The sequence below is a fragment of the Streptomyces sp. NPDC002884 genome (assembly GCF_040295245.1).
GTDB lineage: Bacteria > Actinomycetota > Actinomycetes > Streptomycetales > Streptomycetaceae > Streptomyces.
On the sequence record NZ_JBEOVB010000001.1, the window covers coordinates 920,745 to 938,883 of the forward strand.

At 68.3% G+C, this 18,139-nt stretch carries 15 protein-coding genes and 2 tRNA genes; 10 read left to right on the top strand and 7 right to left on the bottom strand.

Translation table 11 applies throughout. From position 1 onward, the window contains the following. Positions 1-4: 4 nt before the first annotated feature. Positions 5-1,033 carry a methyltransferase domain-containing protein gene (locus ABT070_RS04030; protein ID WP_351754220.1) on the bottom strand — a complete coding sequence of 343 codons (1,029 nt, stop codon included), beginning with the start codon at positions 1,031-1,033 and terminating at the stop codon, positions 5-7. A 107-nt stretch (positions 1,034-1,140) separates the two neighbouring features. Between ABT070_RS04030 and ABT070_RS04035 the strand changes: the two genes are divergently transcribed. Continuing rightward, complete coding sequence (locus ABT070_RS04035) at positions 1,141-1,545, top strand: globin (RefSeq protein ID WP_351754223.1); 405 nt, start codon at positions 1,141-1,143, stop codon at positions 1,543-1,545. 193 nt (positions 1,546-1,738) lie between these two features. Here ABT070_RS04035 and ABT070_RS04040 read toward each other — a convergent pair whose 3' ends face one another. Genes ABT070_RS04040 through ettA form a run of 3 tightly spaced genes read right to left on the bottom strand, consistent with a single transcriptional unit; the run spans position 1,739 to position 4,497 of the window. Next, a complete protein-coding gene (locus ABT070_RS04040) occupies positions 1,739-2,419 on the bottom strand; it encodes a DUF8185 domain-containing protein (RefSeq protein ID WP_351754225.1) in 681 nt (226 codons plus the stop codon). Beyond that, complete coding sequence (locus tag ABT070_RS04045; RefSeq protein WP_351754228.1) at positions 2,416-2,826, bottom strand: acyl-CoA thioesterase; 411 nt, start codon at positions 2,824-2,826, stop codon at positions 2,416-2,418. The genes ABT070_RS04040 and ABT070_RS04045 overlap by 4 nt, the downstream gene beginning before the upstream one ends. Positions 2,827-2,832: 6 nt before the next feature. Then, positions 2,833-4,497 (bottom strand): energy-dependent translational throttle protein EttA, encoded by a 1,665-nt coding sequence (ettA, locus tag ABT070_RS04050; RefSeq protein ID WP_351754231.1) that lies wholly within the window; start codon positions 4,495-4,497, stop codon positions 2,833-2,835. Between the two features lie 242 nt (positions 4,498-4,739). Between ettA and ABT070_RS04055 the strand changes: the two genes are divergently transcribed. After that, positions 4,740-5,276 (top strand): HAD domain-containing protein, encoded by a 537-nt coding sequence (locus ABT070_RS04055; RefSeq protein ID WP_351754234.1) that lies wholly within the window; start codon positions 4,740-4,742, stop codon positions 5,274-5,276. An 891-nt stretch (positions 5,277-6,167) separates the two neighbouring features. On the opposite strand, the gene ABT070_RS04060 is transcribed toward ABT070_RS04055, so the two are convergent. Beyond that, positions 6,168-6,240 (bottom strand) — tRNA-Arg (locus ABT070_RS04060). A 321-nt stretch (positions 6,241-6,561) separates the two neighbouring features. On the opposite strand from ABT070_RS04060, the gene ABT070_RS04065 reads away from it, so the two are divergent. The 4 genes from ABT070_RS04065 (at position 6,562) to ABT070_RS04080 (ending at position 13,010) form a co-directional block, all read left to right on the top strand. After that, positions 6,562-8,169 (top strand): dynamin family protein, encoded by a 1,608-nt coding sequence (locus ABT070_RS04065; RefSeq protein WP_351754236.1) that lies wholly within the window; start codon positions 6,562-6,564, stop codon positions 8,167-8,169. A gap of 3 nt (positions 8,170-8,172) precedes the next feature. Next, on the top strand, positions 8,173-10,353 hold the full coding sequence (locus tag ABT070_RS04070) for a GTPase (protein WP_351754239.1): 2,181 nt from the start codon (positions 8,173-8,175) through the stop codon (positions 10,351-10,353). A gap of 372 nt (positions 10,354-10,725) precedes the next feature. Beyond that, positions 10,726-11,214 carry a single-stranded DNA-binding protein gene (locus tag ABT070_RS04075; RefSeq protein ID WP_351754242.1) on the top strand — a complete coding sequence of 163 codons (489 nt, stop codon included), beginning with the start codon at positions 10,726-10,728 and terminating at the stop codon, positions 11,212-11,214. 377 nt (positions 11,215-11,591) lie between these two features. Continuing rightward, a complete protein-coding gene (locus ABT070_RS04080; RefSeq protein ID WP_351754245.1) occupies positions 11,592-13,010 on the top strand; it encodes a Cys-Gln thioester bond-forming surface protein in 1,419 nt (472 codons plus the stop codon). A 228-nt stretch (positions 13,011-13,238) separates the two neighbouring features. Here ABT070_RS04080 and ABT070_RS04085 read toward each other — a convergent pair. Next, positions 13,239-13,323 (bottom strand) — tRNA-OTHER (locus ABT070_RS04085). Positions 13,324-13,663: 340 nt separating this feature from the next. Between ABT070_RS04085 and ABT070_RS04090 the strand changes: the two genes are divergently transcribed. After that, positions 13,664-13,996, top strand: a complete 333-nt coding sequence (locus tag ABT070_RS04090; RefSeq protein ID WP_351754452.1) for a DUF6083 domain-containing protein — start codon at positions 13,664-13,666, stop codon at positions 13,994-13,996. Positions 13,997-14,161: 165 nt separating this feature from the next. Here the strand turns inward: ABT070_RS04090 and ABT070_RS04095 are convergent, their stop codons facing one another. Continuing rightward, positions 14,162-14,767, bottom strand: a complete 606-nt coding sequence (locus ABT070_RS04095) for a hypothetical protein (protein WP_351754248.1) — start codon at positions 14,765-14,767, stop codon at positions 14,162-14,164. A gap of 56 nt (positions 14,768-14,823) precedes the next feature. On the opposite strand from ABT070_RS04095, the gene ABT070_RS04100 reads away from it, so the two are divergent. From ABT070_RS04100 to ABT070_RS04110, 3 genes are all read left to right on the top strand, one after another. Further along, positions 14,824-15,384, top strand: a complete 561-nt coding sequence (locus ABT070_RS04100) for a GIY-YIG nuclease family protein (protein ID WP_351754250.1) — start codon at positions 14,824-14,826, stop codon at positions 15,382-15,384. A 434-nt stretch (positions 15,385-15,818) separates the two neighbouring features. After that, positions 15,819-16,145, top strand: coding sequence for a hypothetical protein (locus tag ABT070_RS04105; protein ID WP_351754253.1), 327 nt, complete (start codon positions 15,819-15,821; stop codon positions 16,143-16,145). Positions 16,146-17,591: 1,446 nt separating this feature from the next. Further along, on the top strand, positions 17,592-18,104 hold the full coding sequence (locus ABT070_RS04110) for a DUF4760 domain-containing protein (protein ID WP_351754256.1): 513 nt from the start codon (positions 17,592-17,594) through the stop codon (positions 18,102-18,104). Positions 18,105-18,139 lie beyond the last annotated feature (35 nt).

The following is an 18,139-nucleotide window of genomic DNA, read 5'->3' on the forward strand; positions in this document are numbered from 1 at the left end:
GCGGCTAGGCCTCCACGAGGCCCGGACCCGACATACCCGCCGAGCCCGACGAACCCGGCAGGGGCCAGGCGTACGGCCCCTCCGGTTCGTCGAGCCACGCCCACGCGTGCTCGGCGCCGACCGTGATGCCGTACCGCTCCCGTCCCGGCATCCCCTCGCGCTCCCACAGGGCGGACGCCTCCTGGGGGTCGAGCGTGCCCCGGGTCAGTGCCAGCAGGAAGCGGAACAGGTCGCTCTCCCTGGCCCGGTGCGGCACCCCGGTCAGGGCCACCGGCTCCGGCTCGGGCCGGTCCGACCCGCGCAACGGCACGAAGTAGGCCGGGGTCTCCAGGAAGCGGCCCTCGGCATGTCCGGCGTCCCGGACGGTCAGCGCGATCAGCCCGGTGGCCAGCGGCGCCAGGATCAGGGCTCCGGGGGCGCACTGGGCGAGCCAGAGGCGCGGGACCGACGCCAGCGTGCAGGTCGCGATGATCCGGTCGAAGGGGGCGCGTTCCGGCACCCCGCGCGCCCCGTCCCCGGTGACGACGGTCGGCCGGTATCCGGCGTCGTGGAGGTGCCGGCGGGCGGACTCGGTGATCTCCGGATCCAGATCGACGGTGGTGACGTTCCCGTCGCCCAGCCGGTACGACAGCAGCGCCGCGTTGTACCCGGTGCCCGCGCCGATCTCCAGGACCCGGTCGCCGTCCTCGACCCGCAGCTCGGCCAGCATCAGCGCCATCAGCGAGGGCTGGCTGCTGGAGGACAGCAGCACGCCGTCGCGCAGCCTGGTGGCCAGCGGGACGTCCTCGTACGCGCCCCGCACCCAGCGCTCCCGGGCACGCGGGTCGGGGCTCCCGCTCCAGCGCCGCTCGTAGCCGCCGACACCGCCGACGTAGTAGTACGGCACGAAGAGGTGGCGCGGGACCGCCGCGAAGGCCTCCGCCCAGCGCGGATCGGCGTCGAAGGCCCCGCTCGCCTCGATCTCGCGCAGCAGCACGGCCCGCGCCGATGCCGCGAGGCCTGCCAGCTCCTTGTCGAGTGCGTCCGCGCTCATGACTCCACTGTGCGGCGCGCGGCCCCGGGAAGCGAGCCGCTGGAAGGGCCCGCGGGAGCGGTCCTACGCCTCAAGTCCTCCGTCTTCCGGTCTGAGACCATGGGAGCGTGAAAGAGATTCGGCGCGGCACGCTTCAGGAGCAGACCTTCTACGAGCAGGTCGGTGGGGAGGAGACCTTCCGCCGGCTGGTCCACCGTTTCTACGAGGGAGTCGCCGAGGACCCGTTCCTGCGGCCCATGTACCCGGAGGAGGACCTGGGTCCGGCCGAGGAGCGTTTCGCCCTGTTCCTCATGCAGTACTGGGGCGGCCCGACGACCTACAGCGAGAACCGCGGCCACCCGCGTCTGCGCATGCGGCACGCCCCGTTCGTCGTGGACCGGGCCGCGCACGACGCCTGGCTGAAGCACATGCGGGTCGCGGTCGACGAGCTCGGCCTGTCCGAGGAACACGAGCACACCCTGTGGAACTACCTCACCTACGCGGCGGCGTCGATGGTGAACACCCCGGAGTAGGCCGCGACGGGGGACGAGCCGGGGGCGTGACGGGGGACGCGACAGGACATCTCGGGGAGCGACCCGGGAGCGTGACGGGGGGGATGACAGGGGGAACGGGCCGGAGGCATGCCGGGGGAAGTGACCGGGGACCTGGCGCCGCGTACGACGAGCGTCGGCGCGCGCCGACGTCCGGCGCCGCCCACGACGGGCGTCAGCGCACGCTGACGTCGAGCATCCCCAGCCGCCCCGCCCGCCGGACGGCGATCGACCCGTACGGTGTGCGCAGCCGCAGCCACGCGCCGAAGGAGAGCAGTTTCAGCTCGCCCGAACCCGTCGAGGGCCGAAGGAATCCGAGCGACTGGGCCGCGTGCACGGCGCGCACGGGAAGTCCGGTGTCCCCGACGGTCCGGGACCAGATCTCCCGCCCGATCCGGTCGAGTTCGGCCCGGGTCCGCAGTTCGGCCGTCAACTCCTCGGTACGGGACCGGAATTCGGCGACGGCCGCGCCGACCATCGCGCGCAGCGCGTCCGCGGCGGGCAGCCCCGCCTCGGGCTGCCATCCACCGCGCGGCGGCAGCACACCGGCCCACGGCGGCCCGGTGACGGCCGCGGGAACGGCGGCCGTCGCGGCGCTCTCGTCGACGGACTCCAGCAACTCCCCCGCCGACACGGTCACATCGAGCGTGACGTCGAGGCCGTCCTCGTACGGCTTGGCCAGCCGGACCGCACGGATCGCGAGCACGTCGAAGGAGGGCGGCCGGCCGAAGACGGCGAGCGCGGTGCCGGCCGCCTGGAGCCGTACCGCCGCTCCACGGTCGTAACGCAGCAGCCGGGAGAGGAAGGCCGCGACGTCCGCCGCCTCCCCCTCGTCGGCGAGGTGGAGCACCGTCATGCGGCGACGGCCTCCTCGTCGTCGTCCCGGTACTCGGCGAGGAACTCACGCTCCTCGGCGGTGAGCCGGCGCGGCCGCTGCGCCTCGAAGTCGAACGGCACGATCACCGTGGAGGCGGTGACATAGACCTGGTCACCGTCCTTCACCTCGTAGGTGATGGTGAAGGACGCTGCCCTGATCTGAGTGATCCACAGCTCGATGTCGACCGGGGTGTGCCGGTGGACGAGCTGCCGCTTGTAGTCGATCTCGTGGCGCGCCACCACGGACCCCTGCTTGAAGTCCTTCTCCGGGCGGAACAGGAAGTCGATACGGGCTTCCTCCAGATAGCGGAGGAAGACCACGTTGTTGACGTGGCCGTACGCGTCCATGTCCGCCCAGCGCAGTGGGCAGCGGTAGATGTGCCGCAAGATCGATCAGCCCCGGGTCAGCTTCTTGTAGGTGGCGCGGTGCGGACGCGCGGCGTCCGCGCCCAGCCGCTCGATCTTGTTCTTCTCGTACGACTCGAAGTTGCCCTCGAACCAGAACCACTTGGATTCACCCTCGTAGGCGAGGATGTGCGTGGCGACCCGGTCGAGGAACCACCGGTCGTGGGAGACGACCACGGCCGCACCCGGGAACTCCAGCAGCGCGTTCTCCAGGGAGGACAGCGTCTCGACGTCGAGGTCGTTCGTCGGCTCGTCGAGGAGGAGCAGGTTGCCGCCCTGCTTGAGGGTCAGCGCGAGGTTCAGCCGGTTGCGCTCACCACCGGAGAGCACACCGGCCGGCTTCTGCTGGTCGGGGCCCTTGAAGCCGAACGCGGAGACGTACGCGCGGGACGGCATCTCCACCTGCCCGACGTTGATGTAGTCGAGCTCGTCGGAGACCACGGCCCACAGCGACTTCTTCGGGTCGATGTTCTCGCGGCTCTGGTCGACGTACGAGATCTTGACCGTGTCGCCGACCTTGATGGACCCGGAGTCCGGCTCCTCGAGTCCCTGGATCATCTTGAACAGGGTGGTCTTGCCGGCGCCGTTCGGGCCGATGATCCCGACGATCCCGTTACGCGGCAGCGTGAAACTCAGATCGTCGATGAGCACCTTCTCGCCGAAGGCCTTGGAGAGGTTGTTGACCTCGACGACGATGGAGCCCAGGCGCGGGCCCGGCGGGATCTGGATCTCCTCGAAGTCCAGCTTCCGCATCTTGTCGGCCTCGGCCGCCATCTCCTCGTACCGGGCGAGACGCGCCTTGGACTTGGCCTGACGCCCCTTGGCGTTGGACCGCACCCACTCGAGCTCTTCCTTCAGACGCTTCGCACGCTTGGCGTCCTTCTGCCCCTCGACCTTGAGGCGGCTCGCCTTGGTCTCGAGGTAGGTGGAGTAGTTGCCCTCGTAGGGGTGGGCGCGACCGCGGTCGAGCTCCAGGATCCACTGGGCGACGTTGTCGAGGAAGTACCGGTCGTGGGTGACGGCGACGACGGTGCCGGGGTACTTCGCCAGGTGCTGCTCCAGCCACTGCACGGACTCGGCGTCCAGGTGGTTGGTGGGCTCGTCGAGCAGCAGCAGGTCGGGGGCCTCGAGCAGCAGCTTGCACAGCGCGACGCGGCGGCGCTCACCACCGGAGAGGTTGGTGACGGGCCAGTCGCCGGGCGGGCAGCCCAGGGCGTCCATGGCCTGCTCCAGCTGGGTGTCCAGGTCCCACGCGTTGGCGTGGTCCAGGTCCTCCTGGAGCTTGCCCATCTCGTCCAGCAGCGCGTCGGAGTAGTCGGTCGCCATCAGCTCGGCGACCTCGTTGAAGCGCTTGAGCTTGCCCATGGTCTCGGCCGCGCCGTCCTGCACGTTCTCCAGAACGGTCTTGGACTCGTCGAGCGGCGGCTCCTGGAGCAGCATCCCGACGCTGTACCCGGGCGACAGGAACGCGTCACCGTTGGAGGGGTGCTCGAGCCCCGCCATGATCTTCAGAACGGTGGACTTACCGGCACCGTTAGGCCCGACCACACCGATCTTCGCGCCGGGCAGGAAGCTCAGCGTCACGTCGTCAAGGATGACCTTGTCGCCGTGTGCCTTGCGTGTCTTGCGCATGGTGTAGATGTACTCAGCCAAGAGAAACCGTCCGGCAGCTTGAAATCTGGCAGTGGGCAGATACACCCCATCTTGCCTGAGGTCCAGCCCTGGGTGTTAACCCGTTTGGTCGGGGCGCTGTGAGCTGGGGTTTCGTCGTAGACGCCCGTGGCCGACCTGTCACTGTCGGTCGCCGTCGAGCGCCCTCGGGGAACCCCGGACGGCTCGGAGACGGCCCAGCCCGAGGGCACCACTCCCCTCACACGGCGGACTATCGTGCGCCTGTGACAAGCGCAGCGGAGCGCCCCCTCCTCTTCCTCGACGTCGACGGTCCGCTCATCCCGTTCGGGGCGCTGCCCGGCCACCCACGGACCGCCGCCACCGGAGTCCCGGCACCCGCCGACCAGGGAAACCCGCTGCTGGAGCGGCTCGACCCCGGGCTCGGGGCGCGTCTCCTGGCCCTGGGCTGCGATCTCGTATGGGCCACGACCTGGATGGAGAAGGCGAACGAGGTGGTCGCCCCACGCATAGGACTCCCGAGCCTGCCCGTGGCCGCTTGGCCGGACACCCATACAGACACAGATGCCGATACCGAGCCAGACCCACGCGGCCTGCACTGGAAGACCCGCCATCTCGTCGAGTGGGCCGCCGGCCGGCCGTTCATCTGGGTCGACGACGAGATCAGCTCCATGGACCGCCTCTGGGTCGCTGCCCAACATCCGGGCCCATCACTGCTGCATCGCGTGGAACCGGCCCGGGGCCTCACAGACGCGGACTTCTCCGCGATCGCGGATTGGCTCAGGACCGTTGTACCGAGATGAGCGCCGCTTTGGGAGTTCGATCCAAGCCCGCATCGGCTGGGGCCGGCGACCGGTGTCGCGGCCGGACAGAGATGCTGATGTATGCCTCCGTCCGGCGTTGCTGATGTCAGCAGTGGATGTCAGAAGCCTTGTGAGGTTGTCGCTGTAGAGCGACGAGGCACCGTCGCTCCTCCTGGTGCCGGACCATTGTCAGTGCCGCTCGCTAGATTGCCTGGTGGAGTGAGACCGGTCAGAGAACCTTCGAGGTCCGCGGTCAAGGGGGGTGGGCACAAAGGTCCCCGGGAGCCACCTCGGGACCATGTTGCAGGCCATGGATCCCCACCCCCCTCATCCTCCATGAGGACCGCGGTCGGCAACCTTCAATGAAGCGGCCGTGCAGGTGGGCTTCACTTTTCCCCAGGTGGGATGAGGCGATCGGCGCTTTCAGCGTCGTCCACGTGTCCATCGGCGTCGACGGTGATCGGCGTGGCTCGCCCCTTGGACGTGACCAGCCATGCAAGCACCTGCTCGGTCAACGGCCCGTTGTCGGGCCCCTCGTCCTTCCAGTACGGCGGAGTGACGGATCCCGCCCGCCCAGGTGGTCGAACGGGCCGGGAACAGCGTGCCGGTCCTGCCGACCACTTACGCACGGTGCGTCGAGGGGCAACTGCCTGACTTGAAAAGACGCCTGGAGGCCGCGAGGGATCCCCCCGAGCCGGCCGACGGAGACTGAGGCCTCTCGCCAAGAATTTCGACACGTATTCGACAGGGCCGCCCGCGAAAACCCGGTGGCAGCCGGACGGCCCCGACACTTCCCCATGATCGCCCGGGGAGTGTCCGGGGCTTCGCCGTGTCGCGTGAAACGTGCTCTGAACAGCAAAAATGCCCTCCCAAAGGGAGGGCGGAGACTTGCGCCCCCGGCAGGACTCGAACCTGCGGCCAAGCGCTTAGAAGGCGCCTGCTCTATCCACTGAGCTACGGGGGCCGGGTGTGGTGGCCTCGTACGTGCTGCCCGGGTGTGGGCTGATCCGTGACGTTGCCGGGGACAAGGATAGGGCTCCCGGTTCCTTGTCCCGGTTGCTTCGCCTCCGTGGCTCAATGTGGAGGTTCAGTGAAGCGGTCCTGATAATCGCAGGCAGGTGCGAATCGTGCATCGCTTTTCGCGTCCCGGGCCACGGGTGTTGTGCACTCGTTATGCCTGCGCTGTGCCTCTGTCCCAGTCGCACCTTCCGTCCCTTGTGTCCTATCGGCGCGCAGACATGCCTATATGCTTCATAAATCCCCTAAAATTGGGCATTCTTCGCATGTGGTGACCTTGGACGTACGGCCTCAGCTGCTCGACGCACTTTCCGCCCTGCGCGACCGTGTCGCCGCCGCACGCTTCCCGCTTCCCCTGGCGGGGGCCCCACGCGCGCGTGCCAACCGCGACGAACTGCTCTCCCAGCTCGACGACTACCTGGTGCCCCGGCTCCGGCAGCCCGACGCACCGCTGCTGGTCGTCGTGGGCGGCTCCACCGGCGCCGGGAAGTCGACCCTCGTCAACTCCCTGGTGGGCCAGCGCGTCAGCGAGGCGGGCGTGTTGCGGCCGACGACACGGACTCCGGTGCTCGTGTGCCATCCGGAGGACCATCACTGGTTCAGCGGCATGCGGGTGCTGCCGCGACTCACGCGCGTGTGGGCGCCCCGTCAGGAGTCCGCGGAAGACCTGCTAATGCCCGGCGAGGACGGCAGACACGTGCTGCGGATCGAGACCGCAGACACCCTCCCGCCGGGCCTCGCCCTCCTGGACGCACCCGACATCGACTCCCTCGTGGCCGAGAACCGGGTGCTGGCCGCCGAACTGATCTGCGCCGCCGACATCTGGGTGATGGTCACGACCGCCGCCCGTTACGCCGACGCCGTGCCCTGGCACCTGCTCCGCACCGCCAAGGAATACGACGCCATGCTCGTGACGGTCCTCGACCGCGTACCCCACCAGGTCGTCTCCGAGGTGTCCCGGCAGTACGGCGCGCTGCTCACCAAGGCCGGGCTGGGCGACGTACCGCGCTTCACGGTGCCCGAACTGCCGGAGTCCGCCTGGGGCGGCGGGCTCCTCCCGGCCACCGCCGTGGCGCCGCTGCGGAACTGGCTCGTCCATCACGTCCAGGACCCCGGCTCCCGCCGCCACGCGCTGGCCCGCACTGCTCAGGGCGTGCTCGACTCCCTCAAGGCCCGGATGCCCGAACTGGCGGGCGCCGCCGCCTCGCAGTACGCCGCCGCGCTGCGCCTCACCTCGGCCGTCGACGGGGCGTACGACACCGAGTACACGCGCGTGCGGGGCCGTCTGCAGAGCGGTGCCGTGCTCGCCGGCGACGCGCTCAAACGCTGGCGGTCCTTCCCGCTGGACTGCACCGCCGGTGAACTCCTCGACGCCCTGGTGGAGAGCCTCGCCGCACTCCTGCTGTGTGCCGTCACCGCCGCCGACGAGCGTGTCGACGACGCCTGGCGGCGCGAACCGGCCTCGGACGCACCGGAGCTGACGGACCGGGACGCCTCGCCGGAGAGCACCGAGCACCGGATCGGCCTGGCGGTACGACGGTGGCGGCGCGAGCTGGAGGAGTACGCCGAGGACGAGGTACGCGGCCTCGAACGCGGTGTCGCGCCCGATCCGGAGTCGGTCGCCGCTCTCGTCGCCACCGCCCTGCTGGGCGGCCGCAGGGCGCGTTCGGCCGGCGAGGGGCTCGCCGAACGGATCGGCGCCCACGGGGCTCTGCGGCTGCGCGACCGTGCCGGACGGCTGCTCACCGAACACCTCGACCGCGTGCTGCACGCCGAGCGCGAGCGACGCCTCGCGCCGCTCGAAGGGCTCGAGGTCCACCCCGAACCCCAGGCCGAACTCATTGCCGCGCTGTCCGTACTTCAGAAGGAGAGGTGACCGGTGACCGCCGTCACTGACCAGGACCACACGGACAACGACAGTAGGGACAGCAGGAGCAACAGGGACGGCAGGGACAACAGGGATCCGGAGCAGACGGAGAACGGCAGCCTGGGGGCGGGGGAGGACCCGGAGGCCGGGGAGCAGGCGCAGGCTCAGGTGCTGGTCCGCGCGGACGCGGAGGACGGCCGTGCGGCGGAGGACTCCGCGAAGGTGCCCATGAAGAAGCCCCCTGCGAAGGAGGCGGCCGTCCACGCGCGCGTGCCCGACGCCGACGGGGTCACCTCCCCTCGCACGGCGCCCGGCGCCGGCTCACACGCGACCTCCCGCCGGGGACCCCGGTCGGAACCCGACACGGAACCAGATCCAGAACGAGGTCCAGAACGAGGTCCAGAACCGGGAACGGAACCGGGCGCGGAACCAGGCAATGAACCTGGCACTGAACCGGGTACGGACTCTGGCGGGGCCTGGGACGACGGGCTCATCGCCCGCCGTGTGAGCGAGGCCTCCGCCGCTGAACAGGCCGCCCTCATGGAGACCCGGGTCGGCGGTGGCGGTGGTGGCGGCGGGAACGCCCTGCCCTCGACCCCGCTCACCTACGACGGGCCCCTGCGGTCCCGGCTCGACGCGCTGCGGGAACTCGTCGGGCTCTCCCGTACCCGGCTCGACAGCCGGACGCTCGCCGAGGCCGGCCGGGTGCTCGACGAGGCGGCTGCCCGGCGCAGGCTCTCCGGTCAGCACACCGTCGTCGCCATCGCGGGCGCCACCGGGAGCGGCAAGTCGCAGCTGTTCAACGCCCTCGCCGGCGTGAACATCTCGGAGACGGGCGTACGCCGCCCGACCACCTCCGCACCCATCGCGTGCAGTTGGAGCGACGGCGCGTCGACCCTCATCGACCGGCTCGGCATCCCGGGCCGACTACGCAGGCGGCCGGTGCAGAGTCAGGACGCGGAGGCGCAGTTGCGCGGGCTCGTCCTGATCGACCTGCCCGACCACGACTCGGCGGCTGTCCAGCACCGCGCGCAGGTCGACCGCGTCCTGGCGCTCGTCGACGCCGTCATCTGGGTCGTCGACCCCGAGAAGTACGCCGACGCCATCCTCCACGAACGCTACCTGCGGCCCATGGCGGGCCACGCGGAGATCATGTTCATCGTCCTCAACCAGGTCGACCGGCTGCCCGGCGAGGCCGCCGAGCTGGTCCTCGACGACCTGCGACGCCTGCTCGACGAGGACGGCGTCGCCCTCGGCGAGTACGGCGAACCGGGCGCGACCGTGCTGGCCCTGTCCGCGCTCACCGGCGACGGCATCGGGGAACTGCGCGAGGTGCTGGGCCAGTTCGTCGCGGAGCGCGGTGCCGCGGCACGACGGATCGCCGCCGATGTGGACGCCGCCGCGTGGCGACTGCGGCCCGTCTACGCCACCGGGCGGCGCACCGGGCTCAGCGAGGAGGCGCGGGACGAGTTCGCGGACTGCCTGGCGGACGCCGTGGGAGCCACCGCCGCGGGCGAGGCCGCCGAACGAGCCTGGCTGCGCAACGCGGGCCGAGCGTGCGGGACGCCGTGGCTGAGGCTTTGGCGGTGGCACCAGGACCGGTCCGACCCTCCCACCGGACGGCTGCCGGCCCGCGCCCCGGCCGACGAGGAGGCCACGGCACGGCAACGCGTCGAGCAGGCGGTGCGCACGGTGTCCGAGCGGGCCTCGGCGGGGCTGCCCACGCCGTGGGCGCAGGCCGTGCGGGAGTCGGCCGTACGCGGGGCCCACGGGCTGCCCGAGGCGCTGGACCAGCTGGCGGCGCGGGCCGGACTGCCGCCGGGGCGGCCGCCGCGGCCGGGCTGGTGGCCGGTGGCCGTGCTGGCACAGGCGTGCATGACCCTGCTCCAGGTGGTCGGCGGGCTGTGGCTGCTCGGACAGATCGTCGGGGTGCTGGCGCCGAACCTCGGGGTTCCGGTGCTGCTGATGGTGACGGGCATCATCGGCGGCCCGCTCGTCGAGTGGAGCTGCCGGCTGGCGGCACGGGGACCGGCCCGGCGGTACGGGCAGGACGCGGAGCGGCGGCTGCGCGAGGCTGCGGCCGGGTGCGGCCGGGCCCGCGTACTGGATCCCGTCGCCGCCGAACTGCTGCGGTACCGCGAGGTCAGGGAGCAGTACGGGCGGGTCACGGGGGTGGGGGCCGCCGCGCGGTGAGAAGCCGTGAGGCGATCCACGAGGAGTGATGCGGGAAGTGACGCGTGACGAGCGACGCATGACGCATGACGCATGACGCATGACGAGCGATCCACGCGGGTGTTCCACATGGGGTGATCCGCGGAGGGTGGGGCGTGGATCACTCGTCCGGGTGGTGGAGTTTTCCACAGGCAGTGGATGATCCACAGCGCTCGGCGGGCCCGGTCCGACGGAGGCAGTCTGGCTTCGCGGCGATCGCGACGGATGCGGTCGCCGAGAGGGCGGTGACGGTACGCGGTGATCGGGCCGTGACCGTCACGGCGGACGCAGCCGTGCGGGACGGGCCCGTACGTGTATCCGGGCGGGGGACCGTCCGGCGAGGAGGGGTTCACGATGAACGAGACGATGGTCTGCGCGGTCGGCAACGTGGCGACGCAGCCGGTCTACCGGGACCTGGCGGCGGGCGCGTCGGCGAGGTTCCGGCTGGCGGTGACCTCGCGCTACTGGGACCGCGAGAAAGGCACCTGGACCGACGGCCACACCAACTTCTTCACGGTGTGGGCCAACCGGCAACTGGCCACCAACGCGGTGGCCTCGCTGAACGTCGGCGACCCGGTGATGGTGCAGGGCCGGCTGAAGGTGCGTACCGAGTCGCGTGAGGGACAGCAGAACTGGACGTCGGCGGACATCGACGCCGTGGCGATCGGCCACGACATCTCGCGGGGCACCTCCGCCTTCCGCCGGTCCGGCCGACCCGAGCCGACGGCGGTCGGCGCACCGGCGCGGCCCGAGCCCGACTGGGAGACACCGGCCGCCGACGCCCCCGAGCCGGAGCCGGACACCCCGCGGAGCCGGCGTCGCGAGCCGGTGGCGGTGACGTGAGCCGGTGGGCGGTGACGTGAGCTGAGGGACGGTACGGGGCGGCGCGGGACGGTGCGGCTCGGCTCGCGGGCGGGACGCGGTGCGAGTTCATGCGACGGTGCGGTGACGGAGCGTCAGCGCCCGCATCATGCCGACGCCGACCGATCCGCGGCCTGCCGGCGCATGACTTCGAGCAACCGAGCAGATTTGTCGACAAGCCGGACCCCTGGACGATCTTGGGGATAACGATTCCGAGTCGGATCGGCGATCCGATGAGATGACCGGTAAGCGAGGTGCGCGACGTCTCTAGGATGCCGGACGTGGCTCACGGGGCTTCTGATTCTGCTGGTGGGACCCGTACCCCCCACATCAACGGGTCCTGCTCGAAGGGGAATTGCGTGATTTGTTCGTTCTCCGCGCCGTTCGCGCGTGGGCGAGGGGCGGTCCGCCTCGCCGTGACGGCGATGGTGTCCGGCCTCGTCGCCGTCGGCGTGATCGCCGGCGCGGGCACGGCTGTCGCGGCCGAGGTGACGCAGAGTCAGGGCGGTGCCACGGCGACGATAGGCGGCCTCAAGACCTACGGCACCGCGGTGATCCACGCCGACAGCGGCGACCAGGAGGTCTCGGCCGGTCTGTTCGAGATGTCCGTCGAGGGCGGCGGCACCCTGCAGACCTACTGCGTCGACCTCTACAACCCCACGCAGAAGGACGCCAAGTACCAGGAGACCCCCTGGAGCGGCACCTCGCTGGGCGCCAACAAGGACGCGGGCCGTATCCGTTGGATCCTTCAGCACTCCTACCCCCAGGTGAACGACCTGGCCTCGCTGGCAGACAAGGCCGGGATCGCCGGCGGTCTCACCGAGCAGGACGCGGCCACCGGCACCCAGGTGGCCATCTGGCGCTACTCGGACGGCGCGGACGTCGACGCCGTCGACCCGCAGGCCGAGCGGCTCGCGGACTACCTCCAGAAGGCCGCCCGCCCCGTGGCGGAGCCCGAGGCGTCGCTCACCCTCGAGGCGCCCGCCGTCTCCGGTCACCCCGGCGAACTGCTCGGCCCGGTGACCGTGCGCACGAACGCGAGCGGCGTGACGGTGACGCCTCCGCTGGACGCCGCCACCAGCGGCGTACGGATCGTCGGCAAGGACGGCAAGGTGGTGACGTCCGTGACGGACGGCAGCCAGCTGTTCTTCGACGTGCCCGCCGACTCGGCCGACGGCTCGGCCGAGCTGACCGTCCAGGCCTCGACCACCGTCCCCGTCGGACGCGCCTTCACCTCCGAGAGCCGCAGCCAGACCCAGATCCTGGCCGGTTCCAGCGAGTCGACGGTGTCGGCGACGGCGAGCGCGACCTGGGCGAAGCAGGGCGCCATACCGGCACTGTCCGCGGCCAAGAACTGCGCGAAGACCGGAGTGGACATCACGGCCGTCAACCAGGGCGACCAGGTCTTCACCTTCGAGCTGATGGGGACCGAGTACACCATCGCGGCCGGTGCTTCCCAGACGGTGACGATCCCGCTCCAGGAGGACCAGGCCTACGCCTTCACGATCAACGGCCCGCAAGGCGTGGAAAGCCGCTTCACCGGCGTCCTGGACTGTCTGACCCAGGCCGACGAGATCGCCGGCCTGACCACCCAGACCCTCAGCGAACCGAGCCCGGCCACCGTGGGCGGCACCTCCACCACCGACGACACCAACCTCGCCGCGACGGGCGGCACCAGCGCCACCCCCCTCATCGCCGGCACCGCCATCGGCCTGGTGGTCATCGGCGGAGCGGCCCTCCTGCTCGTGGGCCGCAAGGAGAACGAACCCCGCCACTGACCCGGCTGTCCGAGACCGCTCGGCCGACGACACATGGTGGCGGACGAGCCGCCACCGCCGACCGCGAAGCCCCGCTCTCAGGCCGCAAGGGCGTTCCTACAATGGCGCGCTCCACGTTGAGGCCCTGAAACGCCCGCCCGCTCCATGACGCGCGGGCGGGAGGCAGACGGCATGGGAGCCGCGGTTCGGGGTGCCTTGAGCCGGGTTTGGCCCCGGGAAGACCGAGGGTGGCCACGGCCCGGATTCGAACCGGGGTTTCCGCATCGGGGCGAACCCGAGTGCGACGTCTTGGGCCGCTGAACGACTCATGGCCAGGCGGATCGAGCGACTCAGAGACCGGCGAGGCCGTTTCATTTCGAGGGGCTATGCCTCAGAGTGACGACTCAGAGCGCAGGTTCAGGGCACCGATTCAAAGCGAGCCCATCACCGGCCCGGATGGCCAACCGCGCCCCTGATCGTCAAATGAGGCCAAATCGCGACCTACTGGGATCCGGTCAGATTCGCTCACACTCAAACACATGGGGGCGATTCGGGATCGTGACCAGTTGGCGTGCCACCGCTGCGGGGAGATCAGCCGCACCGTGCGTGAGCGCGGACGGTTCGGCCTCATGGCGAGCTACTGCGAGAGGTGCTGGAACACCTTCGCCAACGAGATGGCCCATGCCGACGGGGCCACATCCGCGCCCAGACCGGATCCCGGCCCGGACGACGTGACATGGATCGAGCCACCGATCTGCGCGGAATGCGGCGCACTGGTCCGCGTGTATCCCACCAACTACGACCGGTGGGTAAGTCTGGCCATGGTGGAGTTGCCCGCCAAAGACGTCCCGGAGGCCTTCAGATGGCGCCTGACGAGGATTCCGGGCCGACCCCCCATCCCCACGGATATCGTGGCCGTACGGGTTCGTGGAATCGATCCGCTGCCGAGCGAACCCGTCGTACCGGCTCACCGCATGATGTGTATCCCCGAGTGGGGCGAGCCATAGAGCACACGGCAGCGAGCAGGAGGCTAGGCTCCGTGCCCTCTGCGTGCCCTCTGCGTGCCCGATCGGGCCTCGACCGATCATGGCCCGGGGGTCTTCGCACGCGACGAACGTCAGCCGGGGCTGCCGCAGTTCCACGGTGGACTGCCTTCAGATGTCGACGGGGTCCTACGTGCCCTCGCGGAACGTGATGATCTTCAGGTCCGTGCCGAACTCGTCACGCACAAAGCCCCCGTAACCCGGCTTGGCGACATGAGGAGCGATCAGCGCAAGCAGCGCGTCGAGGCGGAGGGTGAAGTCGTCGACCCAGTAACAGCGTGCGAAGAGCTCCCATTCGTACCGCTCCCCCAAAGACGTGAACTCCTGCACCGTGCGCCGAAGGGACACGACGTCCCCGCCGGGAAGACGGCTGTTGCTGTTCGGGATGAGCAGGGGGTACGGGGAGCTCTCGGGATCGAGATCCTCCGGGTCCTCACCGCCCAGACCCAGGTGCCAACGCAGGGCCACCAGAACGGAGGCAGGCGTGTCATCACGCAGGAAGCACGAGAAGAGAACTTCGAAGTGGTCACTCGTGGAGCGCATTGTGTACGGCAGCACCGACACGCTCAAGGGGGCGTGCCAGATCCGTGCCGGACCGTGCGGGGAACCACGAAGTGCACAGGGGACCCGGTCGGGCGACCGGACAAACGCGGACACCGTTCCGCCGCCGCGCTTCAGCGATCCACCTGTGCTCGGATCACCTGAGCTTCCCAAGCTGATGTCCGGCTGCTGCACAGTCCCCTGACGTCCTGTCCGCGTCTACAAGTAGCCTGCGACGATCATCCGTGGTAATGCCTGGAGGCTTCGTGGAGGCTACCGCTCTCGTCAGTCCCGACCGGCTGTGGAACGCGCGCGAGGTCTTGGCTCGCCCGAGCCCTGTCCCAGCAGCGGCAGGGATCTATGGATGGCACTTCAAGCAGCCGCCCCATTCGGACCTGGACGCCGGGCGCCTGCTTTACGTCGGTATTGCCCCGCGGTACATGGCGAACCGGACCAGCGCCCAGAACCTGCGCAAGCGGGTGCGGAACCACTACCGGGGCAACGCGGCCAGTTCGACGCTGCGGCTCACCCTCGGCTGCCTGCTCGGACTTGAGCTGCGCCGCGTGGGCAGCGGTCAGAAGATGACCTTCGGCAAGGCCGGCGAAGCCACGCTGAGTCAGTGGATGGCGGACAACGCCCGAGTGTGCTGGATCGAGAAGAAGGAACCGTGGACCTTGGAGTCCCAGCTCATTTCCGAACTCGACCTCCCGTTGAACCTCGCCCAGAACCGCCATAACGCGTTCCACAGTCGACTGGAGGAGCTACGGGCCCAAGCACGGCAGCGAGCGAGGGAGCTGCCACTCAGCTCGTAGGCCTTGCCGACGGGGCGGTGCCTGGACCGTCCGAGGTTGCTCAACAGCGGTCAATGACGACCGACGACGACCACCAGGCGCACGAGCCCACCGCCCTGACCAGCAAAAACCCGGCTCACCAAGATCCCCGACAAGACCCAGGGCAAGAAAACAGGTCGTGACTCCCTCATTGAACTCCGCCGCCCGCGTGTGCTTCCGCTGCTCTCAGGCATCCCGTGTTCACAATGCTGGGTATGGACGCTGGCATCGCTGCTTTGTGGGGCGCAGGCATCGGTGGAGCGTTGGGTGCCGGAGGCGTCCTGGGCTCAGCTTGGCTGACAGGCCGATCGCAAGGGCTGACTCAACACGTCCAATGGCGAAGGCAAGGACGACGGGAGGCGTACAGCGAATTCATCGCTGCTGTCGCAGCCCATAGAGAGGCCGCCGACAGGCTCATGACGCTCATGGAGGGCACTCACCGCCCCGACGACGCTACGCGAGCCTTGGAGCGCGTTGACGAGCTATTCCCTGCCGTACGAGCAGCCTCATCAGTGGTGACCGTGGAAGGTCCTGCCAGCGTGGCGGACCTTGCTCGGAAGGTCATGAAAGGAACCGGGAGCGTCACCAGTGAAGTCGACTTCTACGTCACGGTTGCTCATCGGTCTGACAACCCCGGGTACTACGAGGCCGGACGCGTCGATGCAGCGCTAGTGGAACTGAGCAACCTCTTGGGCAAGTTCACGGAAGCGGCCAGAACCGCCCTCGATTCTCCCAAGGTCTAGGTTCCTCAACAAGGAAACAACGCCGAAGGCGTACACCGTGTGCGTGTCTAACTGCGTGACAACACCTACGAACAGTGGCGGACGACCACGGACATCTGCGGACCATCAGCGCAGGTGAGAGTCACACCAGCCCAAGGCAGCGCCCCCGCTCAAGTTGCTTCGGGACGAAGAAGTCATCACCGAAAGCCTCACTGCACGCTGCCGCCGTCGCAACTAAACTCCACAGACGCCTTCGAGGCCCACCCATCACGTCGACTCTCTGGTCGACGCCACGAGCACGGAAGGACGCTATACCTTCCGCAGAATCTCCGCTACCCTTTCCCATTCCGCATGCCGAGCGACAATCTGCCCAATCCGCTCCATGTCGCGCCTGTCTCTTTCGGCGCACTGTCGCATGCTGGGAATGAAAGTCTTCCCACTTCCAGGAAGGTCGGATATTCCAGCCCTAATCTCGGGCAATATGTTAACGCCGCGCAAAGATAGCCCATATTCAACCTGAATGCGCGATCGCATATGATAACGCGCGGCTCCTATTCCCAGCCTACGGACCCGAAGCCCCCACCGAGACTGGCGACTGTAGCTCACTAAGAGAATGTACGGCTCCAGGGCATAGAAGATCTCCATGAGGCGGGTGTGCATTTGAGAGAACAAGTCCCTTTCACGCAAAGCTGAGTTCTCAAGATAGGCCGACAGATTACTCAGGGCATTGATCACGAGCGGTGCATACTCCAAGTATTTGTCGCACTGCTGCTGCCCGTCTGGAGACGACGAAGACGGTCTTGTACTGGAGGCCAGCCAGTCGACAAGTTGACTGGCGCGATCGTCCAGCGACCCAGGGAAAGCAGGCACATCATAAAGCAGGTACATCGCCTCACTTTCAATCTCACGCCACTCTGTATGCATAGAAGAAAGCGACTCCGCACTGCGCTGACGCTGCACTATTCTCAGTTGAGAAATACCGAAGACAAGCGCCGTAAAAACCGCGGCAGTTTGGATGCACCCAAAGAGGAGGCTCCAAGCTTCGTATGATATTCCGGCATAGTTTGAAGCCAGCATGCGCCCCCCAGACGTCCCCTCACTCCTTGAGTCTGGTATGCCCTTGCGTCTGTAACCGCAATCATGTGCCGTGCCAGTGACTGACACGAGCCATGGATGATCAACCGATTTACGCGCAGCGGGTCGTACCGACACCCAAAGCTGACCCTCATAGGAGGTCCGGCGAGTACGCCCGCCGGACCGTCGTGACCTTCATGGAGGTTTACTTCGGTGACTTGAGCAGACCTCGCCTGGCAGAGGCGTTATGTCACGGCGCTACGGCAGTAGCGTCTCAAATTCTCTCCAATATGTCCCACTTGAGAGTCCTATTCACTCTCGCCTCATGGGTCGCACGCCAAAATTTAACTTGCGCTACTGTCCCACAAATTGCGGTCAGAAATGCGAGGAAGAATGGACCCGTCTCTCGCAATAAACCTTGTATCGCTAGTAATCTCTCTTATAGCGTTGGCTATTTCCGCTTACCTCGCCCACAGGCAAGCGTCGGCTGCACACGGCGCGAACCTCATACCTGTGATCTTTAACTCGTTCCGGGAGTGGCGGGAGCCAGATTTCATCCGGACGCAGAAGTACATCCTGGCCAGCCTCGGCAGCGAACACGGAGCAGAGGCGGGACTATCTGGAATACCGGAGCCTCTGCAGTCCCAAATCGACAAGGTTGCCATATTCTATGATGACCTGGGGAAGTTGGTCGCCTACCGAGCTCTCGACTGGAGGATAGTGATCGGAACATTTGGAATTACAATTGTGAAGGTCTGGACCGTCCTCAAACCCTTTATTTACCGCGAGCGTGAGATTCGCGGAACCCAGCACATGGCCTGCTTCGAAGATCTGGCGTGTCGGGCGAAGGATAATCCGCCTGCGAAGCTGCACAGGAAAATGGGTCTGCGGGCAGACGGATCGTAGCCGCAGCCGTCTCACGTCACGCAGTCTATTCGTGG